The sequence below is a fragment of the Peribacillus sp. NPDC101480 genome (assembly GCF_050277335.1).
Lineage (GTDB): Bacteria > Bacillota > Bacilli > Bacillales > DSM-1321 > Peribacillus.
In genome coordinates this window covers 195,181-211,005 of sequence record NZ_JBNNSB010000001.1, presented here as the reverse complement: position 1 = coordinate 211,005, position 15,825 = coordinate 195,181, and the positions used below count along the sequence as shown (strand labels likewise).

At 38.0% G+C, this 15,825-nt stretch carries 15 protein-coding genes; 1 reads left to right on the top strand and 14 read right to left on the bottom strand.

What is annotated here, in order from left to right; genetic code table 11:
- Nucleotides 1-79 precede the first annotated feature (79 nt).
- From ACQKMF_RS01125 to ACQKMF_RS01075, 11 genes are all read right to left on the bottom strand, one after another.
- Nucleotides 80-829, bottom strand: coding sequence for a PepSY domain-containing protein (locus ACQKMF_RS01125; protein WP_427571414.1), 750 nt, complete (start codon nt 827-829; stop codon nt 80-82).
- Nucleotides 830-854: 25 nt separating this feature from the next.
- Nucleotides 855-2,198 (bottom strand): sensor histidine kinase, encoded by a 1,344-nt coding sequence (locus tag ACQKMF_RS01120; RefSeq protein WP_427571412.1) that lies wholly within the window; start codon nt 2,196-2,198, stop codon nt 855-857.
- On the bottom strand, nt 2,195-2,896 hold the full coding sequence (locus ACQKMF_RS01115) for a response regulator transcription factor (protein ID WP_101223295.1): 702 nt from the start codon (nt 2,894-2,896) through the stop codon (nt 2,195-2,197). The genes ACQKMF_RS01120 and ACQKMF_RS01115 overlap by 4 nt, the downstream gene beginning before the upstream one ends.
- A gap of 485 nt (nt 2,897-3,381) precedes the next feature.
- Nucleotides 3,382-5,361: a Fe(3+)-hydroxamate ABC transporter permease FhuB gene (gene fhuB / locus ACQKMF_RS01110; protein ID WP_427571409.1), complete on the bottom strand. Its 1,980-nt coding sequence runs from the start codon at nt 5,359-5,361 to the stop codon at nt 3,382-3,384.
- Nucleotide 5,362: 1 nt separating this feature from the next.
- The gene (locus ACQKMF_RS01105; RefSeq protein ID WP_402939697.1) at nt 5,363-6,352 is read right to left on the bottom strand and encodes an ABC transporter substrate-binding protein; all 990 of its coding nucleotides are present in this window, start codon (nt 6,350-6,352) and stop codon (nt 5,363-5,365) included.
- Between the two features lie 55 nt (nt 6,353-6,407).
- Nucleotides 6,408-7,208, bottom strand: coding sequence for an ABC transporter ATP-binding protein (locus ACQKMF_RS01100; RefSeq protein WP_402939700.1), 801 nt, complete (start codon nt 7,206-7,208; stop codon nt 6,408-6,410).
- A gap of 462 nt (nt 7,209-7,670) precedes the next feature.
- Nucleotides 7,671-8,942: an MFS transporter gene (locus ACQKMF_RS01095; RefSeq protein WP_402939703.1), complete on the bottom strand. Its 1,272-nt coding sequence runs from the start codon at nt 8,940-8,942 to the stop codon at nt 7,671-7,673.
- 252 nt (nt 8,943-9,194) lie between these two features.
- Nucleotides 9,195-10,010, bottom strand: a complete 816-nt coding sequence (locus ACQKMF_RS01090) for an STAS domain-containing protein (RefSeq protein ID WP_427571406.1) — start codon at nt 10,008-10,010, stop codon at nt 9,195-9,197.
- Between the two features lie 161 nt (nt 10,011-10,171).
- Nucleotides 10,172-10,891: an alanyl-tRNA editing protein gene (locus ACQKMF_RS01085; protein ID WP_427571404.1), complete on the bottom strand. Its 720-nt coding sequence runs from the start codon at nt 10,889-10,891 to the stop codon at nt 10,172-10,174.
- On the bottom strand, nt 10,860-11,936 hold the full coding sequence (locus ACQKMF_RS01080) for a threonine aldolase family protein (RefSeq protein ID WP_101223302.1): 1,077 nt from the start codon (nt 11,934-11,936) through the stop codon (nt 10,860-10,862). Before ACQKMF_RS01080 ends, ACQKMF_RS01085 begins: the two co-directional genes overlap by 32 nt.
- A 1-nt stretch (nt 11,937) precedes the next feature.
- Nucleotides 11,938-12,381, bottom strand: a complete 444-nt coding sequence (locus ACQKMF_RS01075; protein ID WP_230178107.1) for a MarR family winged helix-turn-helix transcriptional regulator — start codon at nt 12,379-12,381, stop codon at nt 11,938-11,940.
- 373 nt (nt 12,382-12,754) lie between these two features.
- Here ACQKMF_RS01075 and ACQKMF_RS01070 point away from each other — a divergent pair, with 373 nt between their 5' ends.
- Nucleotides 12,755-12,970: a hypothetical protein gene (locus ACQKMF_RS01070; RefSeq protein WP_101223304.1), complete on the top strand. Its 216-nt coding sequence runs from the start codon at nt 12,755-12,757 to the stop codon at nt 12,968-12,970.
- A gap of 287 nt (nt 12,971-13,257) precedes the next feature.
- Here the strand turns inward: ACQKMF_RS01070 and ACQKMF_RS01065 are convergent, their stop codons facing one another.
- The 3 genes from ACQKMF_RS01065 to ACQKMF_RS01055 all read right to left on the bottom strand — a co-directional run bounded on the left by ACQKMF_RS01065 (nt 13,258) and on the right by ACQKMF_RS01055 (nt 15,580).
- The gene (locus ACQKMF_RS01065; RefSeq protein ID WP_427571401.1) at nt 13,258-13,947 is read right to left on the bottom strand and encodes a class I SAM-dependent methyltransferase; all 690 of its coding nucleotides are present in this window, start codon (nt 13,945-13,947) and stop codon (nt 13,258-13,260) included.
- A gap of 240 nt (nt 13,948-14,187) precedes the next feature.
- Nucleotides 14,188-14,895, bottom strand: a complete 708-nt coding sequence (locus tag ACQKMF_RS01060; RefSeq protein WP_402939717.1) for a DNA alkylation repair protein — start codon at nt 14,893-14,895, stop codon at nt 14,188-14,190.
- A gap of 271 nt (nt 14,896-15,166) precedes the next feature.
- A complete protein-coding gene (locus ACQKMF_RS01055; protein WP_402939720.1) occupies nt 15,167-15,580 on the bottom strand; it encodes a YbaN family protein in 414 nt (137 codons plus the stop codon).
- Nucleotides 15,581-15,825 lie beyond the last annotated feature (245 nt).

The window sequence follows — 15,825 nt, the reverse complement described above, 5'->3', positions numbered from 1 at the left end:
TTTTGGCATTTTTCTTACTAAAAAAAAGGGTGATGCATAGTTAACTATGCATCACCCTTTTTTATGTTTTATACAATTATTATTCGTGGCCATCTCTATCATCCACTTCATCATCTTCCCATGTGATTGTTTTTACTTCTTTTGTGTAGCCGTCCACTTGGACGACTGCGTCTCGATCGTCCTCTAATTCAACTTCGACCAAATAATAAGGTGTCTGATCTGATGGTTGATAAAATTCTGTATCGTCACCTGTTCCTTTTACATGTTTTTCGGCAATCGCGATTGCTTCGTTTTCTGTAATGATACTATCTGCTACCATTGTCGAGTCAATTATAGCTCCTGTATATGGGTCGAGAATTAATGTGATTTTTTCATTGTTCTTATTTACCACTGCTTTATAATGGGAGTTGTCTTTCTCCTGCACAAAATCAATTTGTTCCAGATCGCCTTGTGAGGAAATACGCGCCTTTATTTCATTTTGGGTTAGTTGCTTTTGGGGTGTTTTTTCTGCCGTTTTTTCTGCCGTTTCTTCTGCTGCATGACCTATGGTTTCTTTTTTTATAGAACGAACTTCACCGCTTTTCGCATCCATACTAATAAGATATACCCCGGTTTCAAGCTGCATTTCAATCTGATATTCTTCACCTTCAGTTTTCGTTGTCTTTATAATGGTTCCAGGATATTTATCCTTTGCTGTCTGGTTCACTTCTTCTTCCGTCAAGCTTTCCGCGGATAACGATGGAGCCCCCCATTGAAATCCGAAGAATAATAGCAGACCAAAAACGAGAGTTGATCCAGCTGTTATCAGCACTTTTCCATTCTTCATCATATCACCCATCCAACGTCATTCTGGCTTAATTAAATAAAAGAGTAACGTTCGTTCCCCTGCCTTCAAGACTATCCATTTCAATCCGTACATCAATTGCATCAGCAATTTCCTTTGCCACGGAAAGCCCTAAACCTGATCCGCCTTGCTTTCTGCTTCTTGCTTCATCTACACGATAAAAGCGATCGAACACTTTTGGCAATTCGGCCTGGGGAATCCCATCTCCTCTGTCTTCGATGCGGATATATGCTTCTCTACTAGTTTGTCCTATATAGACTGAGATTTGCTCGTCACTATACTTTCTTGCATTGTCTAAAAAAATAAACAATAGCTGTTTTAACTTTTGCACGTCCGTAAGTGCTTCAGTTGCATCGCCACTATAAATCTCCACTGTTCGATTGTACGCATTTTTATATACTTTCGCTAAGTCTGCCATGATATCGGTCAGATTGACGTTTTCCTTCTCTATATTCCATTTTTCCTGATGCTTTGCTAGCAGGAGCATTTGCTCTGTCATCTCTCTCATTCTAATGGCTTCAGAATGAATGGCCTCTATTGATTCATCAAACAACTCAGGGCGCTCCAAGCCTTTTCTTTTCAAAAGGCTTGCATAGCTTTCAATGACAGTTAGCGGTGTTTTTAATTCATGTGAGGCATTTGATACGAATTGCTCCTGTTTTTCGAAGTTAGCTTGCAGCAAATCAATCATGTGATTAAAGGTTTTCCCCATTTCCACAAGTTCATCTTTTGCCTTTTCTTCCAGGCTAAGTCGCTTAAATTGGCCGCTTGTTTGAATCTCCTTCATCGTATCAATCATCGATCGAATCGGACGGGCGATGAAGTTACTAAGAATAGTGCTTGATATCAGAACAGGTATCATGGCAATGATGGTTACAGCGATTAATACGATGCGCAGAACAGCGAGCATTTCCTCGGTTGCTGAAATGCTTTTGGTGATTTGAAGATTAACTACACTTCCATCCCCCCAAATGATCGGGTTTGAAACGAATACATACTTGTTCTGATGATAAGTGATGATCGCACTCTTCTCACCGGGATAAAAGCTGCTATTGCGATTGCTTAATTGTTTTTCAGAATTGGATGTAACAGCTGTGCCTTTTCGTTGACCCTCTTTTACAATACCAATCATGCCATCTATAGGCAGATAGGATCGAAGTAAATCACTTGGAGATATATTATTGACATTTTCACTAACATCAAAGGCAATTTTCTCTGTCTCCGCTTTCGCACGATTAAGTTCGTTCACCATCATCAGATTACTGAAAACAAAATAAATGGAAACATTCATCAATAGGAGCAGGAAAATGAATAGCACCGCTGTATATAAATTTATTTTTTTGCGAAGTCTCATTTTGCATCCTTCAGGACGTAGCCAACGCCTCTTACAGTATGGATAAGCGGCGTATCAAAGCCATATTCGAGCTTTTTGCGAACATATCGGATATACACATCCACCACGTTTGTTTCTCCATAGAAATCATACCCCCAAACCGCTTCGAGAATTTGATCCCGGTTTAGCACTTGACGCTTATTCTTCAGTAAATAAAGAAGTAAATCATACTCCTTTGGCGTTAGGTCAATTTCGCTTTCACCTCTAATGACTTCACGTGTTTTGACATTCACCTTTAAATCAGCAGTATTCAGCCATCCATCGTATTCATCTTCCATTGAAGGTGCAGCAGTCCGCATTCTTAAAACCGCACGAATTCGGGCAAGCAATTCCTCAATTTGGAAAGGTTTAGTGATGTAGTCATTCGCACCGCGATCAAGACCGGAAACTTTATCTTCAACCGAGCCCTTTGCAGTTAACAGGATGACAGGGGTGAAATTGTTTTTCGTACGAATTTTCCGAAGCAGCTCAATCCCGCTTATGCCTGGAAGCATCACATCCAATAAGATCAAATCCCACTTTCGTGATCGATACGCTTCAAGGGCTTCCTTTCCGTCCATTGCCTTTCCGACTTGGTAGCCTTCGATTTCAAGCTCCAATTCAAGCAATCTTAAGATTTTTTCTTCGTCCTCTACGATTAGTATTGATTCTTTACTCATTTGGAAGACCTCCTTTTGGGTGGGACTGTCCCCATTTTGTTTCATTCATTTTCAAATTAAATGGATTGGATTATCGGTAAGTATACCTGTTCGTTCAATAAGAAAAAGGCTGCCTCAGCAACCTTCTTTAAAGGAAACTTTCATCAGGTGTATAAATCCGAACAACATAGCCGCCATCATTTTTTGAATCAGACAAGATAAAGGCAGTTTCGGAAAAATAATCTCTTTGGCTATTAAACTTCCCCTCGTGTACTTTTTTGTTATTTTTACGAATGTACAAATTATTGCATGTAAAATTTCAAAAATAAAGACGCTATTGACCCAGTTTTCTCCATAAAAAAAAGAGCTGCCAGAGCAACTCTCATGTTAAAAGCCCTATTTACTTTAAGTATTTTCCACCCCTTAATTTACAAGTCTTCACCTAAATTTATATAAGGTATACCGAAGTTATTAAAGAAAAATTCAAGAGAAAAAGGAGGCGTATTCTATATTTTTCTCAGTAAATATAAGAGATATGGAGTGCCTATTAGTGCAACGACAAGTCCAGAAGGAATTTCTTTAGGGGCTAAAACAATTCTTCCTATAAGATCAGCCGAGGTTAAAAGGATTCCTCCAAGAAAAAGACTGACTGGAATAACCTTTCCATGTTCAAATCCAACCATTCTCCTAGCTGCATGAGGTGCTAGTAAACCTATAAACCCGACTGTTCCTACAATAGATACACTGACTGCCCCCATACAAACTCCTAACATAATAGCTAAAAGCCTCGTCATAATAATATTTACTCCCAGTCCCTCAGCAACTTCATCTCCAAAGGAAATCACATCAAATGTTTTAATTAATAAAATGCTCAAAGGAATCGTAATGAGAGCGACAATGCCAGCAAGTTTCAATTCTTCCCAGCCCTTGGCATAGGTGCTTCCCGCTAGCCATGCTAGGGCAGGGGCTACGCCAATATTCGCTTTAACAATCAATATTTGTATAATGGCTGAACCAAATGCAGAAACCGCTACCCCCATTAACGCAAGTAGGATCGGCTGCCATTGAGTTTTCCATGACAGAATTAAAATGATAGTGATTGAAATACTTGAACCAACCATAGCTGCAATAGGAAGAAATTGTATATAAACAGCAGGAAATAACACTAGGAAAATTAATGCCCCAGCTCCACCACCAGAAGTGATCCCTAAAACTGAAGGATCAGCTAGAGGATTTCTTAATACAGCTTGTATGAATAATCCACTTGTCGCTAATAGCATCCCAACTAGAAAAGCAGTCAATATCCGCGGAATACGGAATTGCATAACAAACGGTGAGTTAAATGACTTATCAAGCCAGTCTTGAAATGTAAAAAAACTTCCTGCTCCATATGAAACTGAAACTAATATAATCATAATGGTCAATCCAAATAATCCAAACAAGATCCAGCGATATGATATCGGGAGAAGTGAACTGCCGAGACGGCTTTCTCCCCTTGTTTGTCTTTTTCCAGTTTTATAGGCTAAATACATTAACCAAGGGGCACCAATTAAAGCCGTCATGGCCCCAACCGGAATTTCTTGTCCGGGTTGAATCCACATTGCTAATACATCTGCAGCTACAAGAAGGTTGGCTCCCCATAAGAAAGAATGAAGTATTAACAACTTGTGCCCTTGTATCCCCATTAACCGAACTAAATGTGGTGCCATTAAACCGATAAAGCCGATGGGACCGACAACACTAACGGTCACAGCAGAAAGTAAAATAGCCGTGAACCAGGCAAATGCCTTTACACGGTTTACCGATTGTCCTAACGAGGTGGCCAAGTCATCCCCAAGGGATAGGAGATCAAGTGACTTTCCTAGAACTAAAGCTATAATAAAGCCAATCAAAATGAAAAATATTGAAAATTTCACACCAGACCAATCTAGTTGTATAAGAGTTCCAGATCCCCATAAAAACAATCCATTTGTTTCATTTTCAAAAAGGAGCTGTACAGCTCCTGTAATAGAAGAAAAAAGTAAGGCAACAATCATACCTGTAAGAGCGACACGAACTGGCTCCATAACTCTTCCTACTAAAGCTATCAACAGAACAGCAGATAACCCTGCACCGAGAAAGGAAATTACAAAGGGATAATCCCCTATATATTGTGGAAAAAAGACCATAGCGATAACAGTGAGCAAGTAGGCTCCCGAATTAATTCCTAAAGTGCTGGGGGAAGCAAGAGGGTTCTTCGTTAATGTTTGTAAAAGTACACCAGCAACTGCTAATGCTCCCCCGGAAAGTATACCGATAATGACCCTGGGAAGCCTTAGCCCTAGTACTATATTCTGAACGTTTCCTTCATACCAAACCTCTGTCATCAATGTTCGTATCGTATAATCTGCTTGGCCTTGATATAAATGTAAGATACTTAGTACAAACAATAGAAGGAGGCCCCCAATGAAAAGCCAAGGGGAACTCTTTTTTATTGAACTTGCCATTTTATTCTTCCACCAATGCGTTTTCAATTTGATCTACGAGTACTTTTGCAGATAGCGGGCCCCCGAATAACCAAGTATCTTCCCCTAATGAATACGTACGATCTTCTTTAACGAACGCTATGTTTTTCCAAACGTCATTATCCTTTAATTGGTTTTCAAATATATTATCATTATCTTGAACGACATAAATGAAGTTGGCTTCTTCTAAGGCAGGAAGTGCCTCCACATTGACTGTAGAGAAACCATATACTTCAAAGTTTTCATTTTGATAAGCGTTTTGTAACCCTACCTTCTCCAAAATAACTGATGCCATTGAGTTTGGTGTAAATACCCGAAGAACAGGTACTTGATTCGAGCTATAAGCCTGAGTTAACACAAATTGATTTGTTTTTAATTTTTCTGCTTGGATTTTCTCTTTTGTTTCTTTATATTTTTCATTTAATTCATTTAAAATGATATCAGCTTGATCTTCCTTTTGAACTGCTTTTGCAATTGTTTTGAAGGTTGTTACCATTTCATCGTATTGGCTAATGGATTCATCTTGTGGATAAGGTTCAAAGAATATAGTAGGGGCAATTGATTCCAACTCTTTTTTAATTCCCTCATGACGAAACTTTGTTGTAATAATTAGATCCGGTTCCAACTGAGCGATAGCCTCAAGATTCGGTTCTTGTCTGGTGCCCACATCTGTTACATCAGTTGATAGCTCTTCATCGATTTGTACCCATTTGTTATACCCTTCTATATCTGTAACACCAACAGGCTGTATATCAAGAGCTAACAAGTCTTCTACGTATGTCCATTCTAAAACAACAATTTTTTTCGGTTTTGCGTGTAGTTCCGTGTTTCCTAATACATGCTTAATCGTTACTGGTTCATTTTCATTGGATGTTTGCCCATCAGGAGTTGTCCCATCCATTTGTGATTGGTTACAAGCTGCCAAGATAGTTGCAAATGTTACTAACAACAGCACCCTGAGTAATTTCTTCATAATTCATTCCCCCGATTTTTTCAAGAATAGTAGATACCCAATAATGAATAGCATATTACTTCCCATCACTTACTTTTCTCCCTTTGCCATATGGAATGCATAAAGGGGTCCCAAACAATGGATCGACAGTAATCTCACATTCTATTTGAAAAACCGAACGAACCATATCGGCATTTACAATATCTTCTGGTTTTCCTTGAGCAAAAACGTTTCGGTTATGAATCGCTACAATATGTTGAGCATATCGACAGGCTAGATTTAAATCATGAAGAACCATCACGATAGTACGCTGTTCTTTCTCGTTTAATTCAAACAGCAAATCAAGTATTTCGATTTGATGGGTCATGTCTAAATACGTGGTTGGCTCGTCTAAAAGAATGATGTCTGTTTCTTGCGCAAGTGTCATGGCAATCCAGGCTCTTTGTCGTTGTCCCCCGGATAGGGAGTCAACCGAACGATCTGCTAAAGATTTCATTCCTGTAGCTTCCAATGCTTTATTCACTATAATTTCATCTTCTTCCGACCATTGCTTCAGCCAATTATGATAAGGGTATCTCCCTTGCTTTACCAATTGAGTGACAGAAAGTCCTTCCGGAGCAATTGGTCCCTGTGGAAGAATAGCCAAATGTTTGGCAATTTCTTTTGTCGGCCATTTTTCAATATCTTTCCCATCGAGAATAACAGAACCTTCCTTAGGGCGTAATAGACGTGCTAAAGAACGAAGCAAGGTTGATTTACCACAACCATTACTACCTATAAAAACCGTGATTTCCCCATTTGGAATTTGTAAATTTAGTTGGTCAATAATTATTGTTTCTCCATAGGCTAACGTTAATGATCTTGCTTCCAAATGCATGTTATCACTCCTAGTATGGCTTCCGAACTTAATATAATAAATAAAAAAGGAACTCGAATGGTCCTTTTAACAACCTGTCATTACCCATTTTTTCAAGTTGTTATATGTTATGAAGGAGAGTCCTTCATTGCATGGTGACTTGTCCTAATATATGAAAATAAGCACGGCAGCATAGCAACTAGAATCGCTTTCAAGCCTTTTATATGAATTGAAAAACGGGTTTATATGCAATACGGATATACAGTGAAGGTGAATTCCAAAATTGAACGATTGAAGTCGATACTGAAGAAAATAAGGGGGCAAGTATTACACGGTGGTTGGGGTACCACAAATGTTGCTATATGAGGAAGGATTATGCCACGTTTGTTGCATAAGAAAAGGAGCTGCAGATCAGCTCCTGGCAATGAAGTATAGCACTTGTTAGATCAACAAAAAAACTGATTTCGTAGAGAAATCAGTTTTTTATTTTTTACTTCCCCGAGACCAGATTACCACTGGAATCAATAATAAAGATAATGAACCTCCAATAAATGATAATGTTGTATAACTTGAACCGGCCACAATCATTCCTGATAAGGCACCGCCAGAAGCTCCTGATAAGGCTATTAAAACATCCACTGTACCTTGAGTTTTAGCCCGGTTTGAAGTGTCAGTTGAATCAACAATAAGAGCAGTCCCGCTTATTAAACCAAAATTCCATCCTAATCCAAGTAAACAAAGGGCAATAACTAGGAGAATCATAGAATCGCCTGGTGCAATCGCTGATATTAAACCTGCCAGAAGCAGCGTAGCTCCAGAGGCAATAGCCATGGCAGTACGGCCAAACTTATCAACAAGGACACCTGTAACCAGTGAAGGAAGATACATTGCAGCTACATGAAAACCAATAACGAGACCTATTTCACCCAAGTTATGTCCATGATGTCTCATATGAACTGGTGTCATTGTCATAATAGCCACCATTACAATTTGAGTAAGAACCATAATTGTCGCACCAACCATAATACCTCTTTTGTTTTCTATTCGTTCAGTATCAATCGAATACTCAATTCGATTACTTTCCTGGTTGGACGCTTCCATTGTTCTTGCTACAACTAATGGGTCTGGGCGAAGCATAATGAAAAGTACAAGACCTGCTAAGATAAATGCTGCTGCTGATAAAATGAAAGGACCAGCTAGTGATGGAACGCCAATGGAAAGAGCAAAATCCCCCATTACATTCACTAAATTCGGACCTGCAACTGCACCAAATGTTGTAAACACCATAGTAATACTAATAGCAGTAGCGCGTTGTTTATTGTTTGCCAAGTCCGTACCAGCGTAACGAGCTTGTAAATTTGTCGCTGTTCCTGCACCATAAATAAGAAGGGAAGCAAATAAAAGGAAAACGCTATTTATTATAGCTGCGATTATGACCCCTAGCGCTCCAAGTCCCCCTATCATGAAACCAGCTGTTAGACCTGTACGACGACCGTAACGTTGAGAAAGTCTACCTACGATTAAAGCAGCCCCTGCAGACCCTAAAGTAAATAAACCAGAAGGAAGTCCAGCAAATGCATCTGTGCCAAGCATTTGTTGTGCAAGAAGTGCCCCCACCGTAATTCCAGCCGCTAACCCAGCACCGCCAAAAATTTGTGAAATACTTACAATAATTAATGTGCGTTTGTATAACATCTTTTGTTTTTCTTGAGAATCTACATAACTCTGGTTCTTTTGAAAAGCTTTACTGGACATTTGTTAAGACCTCATTTATAATTCTGTAATTTCTTCCAATCATGTACACCTTCCTCTAAACGAAATGCATTAACACCTTCGGATCTTAGAAGTTCAACAGCCTCCACTGACATTAAACAGTAACAACACGACAATAAGAAATCGCTTGTTGAACTGACCTGCCCCGTTAGACTAAGAAGAAACTCAACATAATTGTTTTAACCGATCCATTGTATAAAAAAATCCAGCAGATATATTGCTGGTATAATAGTTTTATTTAATGCTTTCTAATGCTTGCTTAACGTTTGCGAAAGAAGTAATTTCCGACATATTAATTCCGCTTTTTACAACGGTTTTGGCTAATTCAGGGCGTAGCCCTGTTGTAAGGGTTTGTATTCCTAGCAAATCAAGCATTTGTCCTATTTGATGAAGATGACGTGCAATATCTGTATCTATTTTCAATATGCCTGAGAAGTCAACAATCACATAGTTTAACCGTAGTTCAGAAATTTTTGGTACGACTTTTTCCATAATGTAATTCGCCCTATATGAATCTATAATACCAATCAATGGGAGTACCGCAATACCATCTTTAATCATTACAATGGGTGCTGAAAGCTCATCCAGTTCTCTTTGCGTTTTCTCCTTATATTCGTCGGAAAGGCGTTCGAAAGCAAAAATGGTTTCATTAAGGCTTATGTCCAACATATTGTTTATCCTCTTAATAATGAAGGAATGATCTTTTAATGAAAGCTGAAACTCTAAGCTGATTTTCGTAATAATGTCGGTAAAAATGTCCCTCGTTGGCGGATAACGAACAATTATCTCTGAAATTGCCCCTTCGGGAGATACCTGTCCAGCTGCGTTCTTATTACTCCATTCAATGAGTGTCTGTGGCACTCCCTCATCCATGACCAAAAGTGATTCACCTAAAAAATTTATAAATTCCATATACATTTTTATTGCTTGCTCTTTTTCCCACAGTGGAATATTTAATTCCATACTATGCAGAACACCTTCAACAATTTCTTCAGCTATAGATTCTGCATTATCGGTTAGGTGGTTTGAAACATTCAAAACCCAGGTCATATTAGTCCAACACCTTCTTTAAGCGAATAAACTCTTGTAGTAATAATAATCATTTACATCATTGATAGTCAATTGAATTAAAAAACACGGACGATGTTTCCGACTTAGCTTAATACCAAATTACAAGGACGTATCTCTGCCATTTATATTCCTCATTAAATTTAATCCAATAGTTGAATTTTGATCCTTTTTTTCGTCGGACCTTTTTTTTGAATTTTCATAATGGAAAAGTCTTTAATTTCATTAGTGTTGTTGACGTGGGTTCCGCCACATGCTTGCTCATCAATATCATTTATTTGAACGATTCGAATTTCGTTAATAGAAGCTGGAAGTAAATTAATGACCGTTTTAATAACCCCTTCTTTTTGCTCTGCTTCAGCTCTGCTAATTGTATTCGTGTCAACATTATGGGGTTGGGCCAGTACCTTCTTTATCGTTTGTTCTAATTGATCGAATGGTATTTCTTGTATTATTTCAGGAGAAAAAGACAGCTCTAATCTCGCATGTTCTTTTTCAATTTGACTGCTTGTAGCTAAAGCATTGTAATGTTCATATAAATAACCTGAAATGACATGCAATAATGTGTGATACTGCATATTCTGATACCGCCAAGACCAGTCAATCTGCATTTCTACTGTTTGATCAATGTCCTGTAATGGACGTTCTAGTTCATGAATAATTTCACCATCTACTTTTTTTACTGCTAATACATTATAGCTTTCATCACCTTGTTTAATGATCCCCCGGTCACAAGGCTGCCCACCGCCGCCAGGATAAAAAATGGTTTGATTGAACACAACAAATCGGTCTTGTATGGAAACAATATTTGCCGAACATTCTTTTAGATAACTATTCTCTACATATAACTCTATCGTGGCCATTTTTTTCTCCTTTAATTGCGTTAATATCCTCTACGAGCATATCAACATGTTCTTTTTTCGTAGCCCAACTGGTACAAAATCTCACAGCACTGTGTGTAGCATCGACTTTTTCCCAGAAGGAGAATGAATACTTTTTGCCCAATTCCAAAATTACATCTTCGGGCAAGATGGGAAATTGCTGATTTGATGTGGAGTCATAACGTAATGAAAATCCATTTTCAACAAATGCTTCTCGAATCATCATTGACATTTCCACGGCATGATTAGAAACTTCATAATATAAGCCATCTTCAAATAGGGTTTCAAACTGGATCCCCAAAAGTCTCCCTTTAGCCAGCATGCCTCCCTTTTGCTTGATGAAATAGCGGAAATCCTTTTTCAGGGCATCATTCATGATGACTGCCGCTTCACCAAACATTGCACCAACTTTCGTTCCCCCTATATAGAACACATCACATAGCCTGGCAACATCCGCCAAGGTTAAATCGCTGTCTTTCGAAGCCAAGCCATACCCTAATCTAGCTCCATCCAATACCAATGGCAAACCACATTCCCGGCAAACTTCACTCAATGCTTCCAATTCGGCTTTACTATAAGTCGTTCCATTTTCTGTAGGGTTAGAAATGTAAACCAAGCCTGGCTGTACCATATGCTCATGAGTAACATCATTCCAGTGAGCATCATATAATTCTTTCACCTGTCCAGCTTGAATTTTTCCATCATCACTCGGCAGAGTAAGCACTTTATGACCAGTGGCTTCAATCGCCCCTGTTTCATGTACCGCGATATGACCGGTAATTGCAGAAACTGCACCTTGATGCGGCCGCAAAATTGAAGCGATAATAGTTGTATTCGTTTGTGTTCCTCCTACTAAAAAGTGTATATCTGCATTTGCAGCATCACACTCTTTTCGAATGTAGGCTCTCGCTTTTTCACAGTGTTCATCCACTCCATATCCAGGTGTTTGTTCTTCATTGGTTTCTATTAACCTTTTCAGAATTCGCTTATGAGCACCTTCTGTATAATCATTTTCAAAACGTATCATCCTATAATCTCCCCAAACTATCCAATTTCTTCTGAATGAACATCATAGAAGCATGGATTTCTTTTATTTCGTTTTCTGATAATCCTTGGAATAACCTCACTAATTGTTCATCAGATCTTTCATTAAGCTGGTCAAAAAGAGTCAACCCTTCAGGAGTCAACCGAATTAGACTAGTTCTGTTGTCCAAGGCCGAATTTTCCTTCATAACCAGTCCATCTTTGCTTAACTTATTAATTATTCTGCTCATATAGCTGCGATCAATTTCCAGTTTATCAACTAAATTGTTCGCTATACACTGCTCCATCAAACCGATTTCTAAAATTACCCGTGCCTCAGTGAAAGAATATCCGGTATCCAAAATATGCTTATCCAATACACCAAGTATATTCGTATAAAATCTATTGAATTGCCGGATATCTGCAATGGTATTTTTATTTATATTCATTATAGACTTCCTTTTTAGTGGACTTTATCCACTAATACTTTATTGTGATTTGTGGACTTTGTCAACATTTTTTATAAATCTTTGAATGATTAATAGATACCCCTAGTTTAACCAATTTCAAAAAATTCACTTTTCCTGATTTAGTTTATATTCTTTAGGCTGATTGTTTCTTCTCGAGGAAGTTACAATACTTTAATTAGAAACACTTGTGCAATTTCCAACTTAAACTCCCCTCCCTCCATTGTTGAAGAAGGACATCCTTTGACCCATAACTTTTATCTATAAAATTAGAGATTATCGAACACGGGATGAGTTAAGGTGCATAAAATGGAATTGTGATATTTAACTATATTTTTTGAAAGGATGTAATATTGTGTATCCTTCTTACACTAACCCACACCAGCTCAAACAAGAGACATTGTCACAGGTTGGCCCTTGGGTACAGTATGGTTTAAACGAAGCTCAAAAAACATCTGTCCCTCATGCAATGATGGAAATTGCAGCTATTGCCTATCTGATGGGTAAAGGATATGATCCAAGGTTGGCGCATCAAATAGTCGAATCATGGGAAGTTAATGAAATGTTTTAACTGCTGTAGCTTTGAAATAAATCTAAATGTCCTCTTTAACGAGCGTAAATAAAAAAATCCATTTTGAGAAAGATGATCAAAATGGATTTTCTTGTGATTCAGTATTCAGTTTGATTATTTGAAGATATGCTTTTTGGTACTTCAACAAACGAGGTCAAAATCAGAGCTGCCTAATTGTTTTCCTTTTTGCTTAAGCTGAAAAAGGAGAAAAAACATCAAATTTGATTAATTCAACTAAAAGGTACTATAGCTTTAATGAGCTGTGACGGTCGCAAATTAGTAACCCATTACTTTGCACAAACAATGAAACCATTTAATGAATTCTCCTTTTCATTCGAATTGTTCATCTGTTCATAATAACCAGTTATCAACGTTTGCATCATGTAAGGAACTTTAATAAATTGTGCACGGATACTATTTGCATAACTTTTTTCCCATTGACCGTCTTGTAAAAATGCTGCATCTACGGTAAGTTGTTTTATCACTTCAAAATTTGCCTGCTGGAGTAGCTGGTGAATTTGAGTTTTATGAAACAAGTTTTGGATATTTCCTTCATTCTTTACGAAGTTTGAGTACAATGCCAAAATGGAAACTGCACAAAAATGGGGACGTTGAGAAATGCAGGTAAAATCGAGGTCCCATTCTGCAAAACATATATGTTCTGCCAATTTACGAATTTTTTTAAAGTATTTCAATAAATCTTCGGGTTGCTTGAAATACCATGAACAATGGGATAATACCGCCACATCAAATGGTATAGGTGATTCAAAAAAATTAAAATTCATTTCAAAATGGAAGTCAATATGCTCTCCTAATGAAGATTCCTTAATACGTTCTGCTGCTTGACCTAATGTTAACGGTGCGCCGTAATCAGGACTAGCAATATCTATTGCGACAACAGATCCGCTTTCCCCTACTGCGTCTGCTATAGCAACGGTTGTATCCCCTTGACCACAACCTATTTCCAATACACGCATTCCTTTATGAATCCCAAATGCCGATACTAATTCCAAACGGTGCTGCAACTGAACTTGTTGTATCAAATCATCTTCAAATAATTGATATTCCGATAAAAAGATCTTGTTTTTTCGTTCAGTTGAAATGACTTCAAGTATAATTCACCCCACATTTATTGTGTATTGGTTCATCAACAAAGAAAAAGGCTGCCTAAGCAACCTCCTTTATTGAAATTACACTTCAATTTTGCAAAACCAATTTTAACATCTTACATGCTTGCGCTTAAAACCAAGCTTTCCTTTACCGACTTCCTTTTGAATACTTTCGTAAGCATTTAGAAAGCTGCTTTTTTTCTTGTCCCGTTTGACTTCTACGATTCCTATTGCCTTTGCGGTCTCGACTGCCTTTTCATGGAGCGGCAAATATGAAATCCCCACGGTGTATAGAAAATTATTCATAGCGGATTTTGTTCGTTCTGGCGAATCGTGAATCGTATTTTTCACAAGGTCAAGCATATCGGAAATTTTGCTTTCTGAAAATTCAACGTCTTTTCGATTTCCTAAAAGCCAACAATAGCAACTCCAGCCCGCTGACATTCTCAGCTCTTCACCGCTTGCAATCCATTTATCGGAAACTTCTTGTGCAATATCTGACTCTGATAAAGTTACAGCCACTACATAATCGGACAGCATATAAAAATACGCAGCATCCATCCAGCGATCATAATCAGACTCAGTCATGGCTTTTGGGTCTGCAATTATGCCTGCAAAGTACATGGCATCATAGTTACCTGTCGAATAAAGCTCTTCAGCTAAACGCTGATTTATTTTTATTTTCCTTACAATTGGTTTCATGGCGCCTGTAGCCACGCCAAAAAGCGGCTCATGCGCCCCATTGGATATGTACATTTTTTTAGTTCGTTCCTTGCCAAGGGCTTCAAGCTCCTGCATGACCATTTCTAAATTCATCGTTTAGCACTTCCTTTTTTATGGAGTTTTCCCTAATATTTTGCCCATCAATATATATCACCATTATCCTATAACAGACTGCCATTTGTCAGCACCGTCTAAGCACATGAGTGTTACGCAGGAATGCATGTTGGCACTTTGTTAACTTATGGCAAGAATCAATGCCTTCTGTTACATTTGCTTGGGATCAGGGGATTTCCCCTTTGTTTTTATTTAGCTATACTGCCCCTTTAGCTCCATAAAAAAAGAGCTGCCGAAGCAACTCCGTTAATTAAGGTTCAAAAAGCTTTTTTTCCGTACTTTTTCGGTCAATTGTCTTAATTTTTTTAATGAAATAATAATGTTTGTAGAGGGCTAGCACGACCAATAAGATTTTCACTAATAGGATGTCCACATAAAATACAGAAATTACGATGAAGAAATCGGCAATTATATTGATTCTGATTTTCTCTCTTCGGGTCATACCTTTTTTTTGCAGGAATGCTTCAACGTATTTTTCATATAATGAGGTGCTCTTGAACCAGTTTTCAATCGACTTGGAACTTTTAGCAAAGCAAAAAGCAGCAAATAAGTAAAATGGACCGCCCGGCAGAACTGGTAACACAGTTCCTGCAATACCAATCAAAAGAGATATGGATCCAAGAAGAAAAAATAGGATACTTTTTACTTTTTTAATTGTAATCACCTTTTTATTTATATTCTATTCCGTTATTACATAAAGAGGAAGTCTAATTGATTAGTATCTTCCCTTTACCTTCTTGAACTAACCTGACCCCGTTAGTTTCATATGAAACAGGATGCCGCAGCAACCTTTCTTAGTGAAGTGAAGCACCTGTTAGTTGAACAATTATCATCCTATTTTTTACCACAATTCTATCGAACTGCGATACAATAACTTTTTCTTTATTATTTTTTAGATGGAGTATCATT